2 protein-coding genes are annotated in these 1193 nt (G+C 71.6%); both read left to right on the plus strand.

What is annotated here, in order from left to right; genetic code table 11:
- Positions 1–931, plus strand: a 931-nt coding sequence (locus IE170_RS22280; RefSeq protein WP_229885065.1) for an acyltransferase family protein, incomplete at its 5' end; no start/stop codon positions are given.
- A gap of 14 nt (positions 932–945) precedes the next feature.
- Positions 946–1193, plus strand: a 248-nt coding sequence (locus IE170_RS32825; protein WP_229885066.1) for an acyltransferase family protein, incomplete at its 3' end; no start/stop codon positions are given.

A 1193-nucleotide genomic window follows, 5' to 3' on the forward strand; every position in this document is an offset into this window, starting at 1 on the left:
CGGCGACACCGTCACCGGGTTCTGGCGCCGCCGCCTGCTGAAGATCTTCCCCAACCACATCGTCACCTGGGCCGCCACGATCGTCCTCTTCGCCGGCACGGCCGTCCCCGTGCAGGTGTGGCTGCCGAACCTCTTCCTGATCCAGTCGTGGTTCCCCGACCCGGCCGTCCACATGGGCCTCAACACCCCCGCCTGGTCGCTCTGCAGCGAGCTGCTCTTCTACCTGCTCTTCCCCCTGCTGATCGGTCCCGTCCTGCGGATCGGGGAGCGGGCGCTGTGGGGCTGGGCCGCCGCCATGGCCGGCTGCATGGCCGCCGTCCAGCTCGCCACCGACTTCCTCGCCCCGGCGAGCCCGCCCGCCCCGGGCACCGACGTGACCGTGTGGCAGTTCTGGTTCGGCTACAACTTCCCCCCGATGCGCATGTTCGAGTTCGTCCTCGGCATGCTGCTGGCCCGGCTCGTCCTGGCCGGGGCCTTCCCCCGCGTACGGGTCCTCCCCGCCGCCCTGCTCTGCGTGGCCGGCTACGCCGCCGCCCTCGAAGTGCCGTTCCTGTACGGCCTCACCCTCACCAACATCGTCCCGATCTCCCTGCTGATCTGCGCGGTCGCCCGCGCCGACGCCGACGGCACCCCGACCGTGCTGCGCAGCCGCACCATGCAGTGGCTCGGCGAGGCCTCCTTCGGCTTCTACCTCGTCCAGCAGATCGTGCTGTCCTTCACCCGCACCACGCTGATGGACCACCGCACGTACTCCGTCCCCGTCGGGATCGCCGTCATCGCCGCCGAGTTCGCCGCCTCCCTCGTCCTCGGCCGGCTGCTGCTCGTGTGCGTGGAGCGCCCCCTGATGCAGCGCTGGGCGCGGCCCCGGAGGAAGCAGCCGGCCGCCCCCGCCGAAGCCCCGTCGCAGCGCCCCCTGACCCACGCCTCCTGAAAGGGCCGACTCCCATGACCCCGCCGTCCCCGACCGCCGCCCCGGGCACCGCCCCCGGGCCGTCCAGAGCCAAGCTGCCGTCGCTGACGGGCCTGCGGTTCATCGCCGCCGCCCTGGTCTTCTTCTTCCACGCGACCTTCAGCGACCCGCCCATGAACCCCTTCGCCGACCAGGCCTGGGAAGAGGGCTTCCGCTGGCTGTTCAGCAAGGCCGGCTGGATGGGCGTGTCGTTCTTCTTCGTCCTCAGCGGCTTCGTCCTGAC

It is taken from the genome of Streptomyces toxytricini (assembly GCF_014649915.1).
GTDB classification, from domain to species: domain Bacteria; phylum Actinomycetota; class Actinomycetes; order Streptomycetales; family Streptomycetaceae; genus Streptomyces; species Streptomyces toxytricini.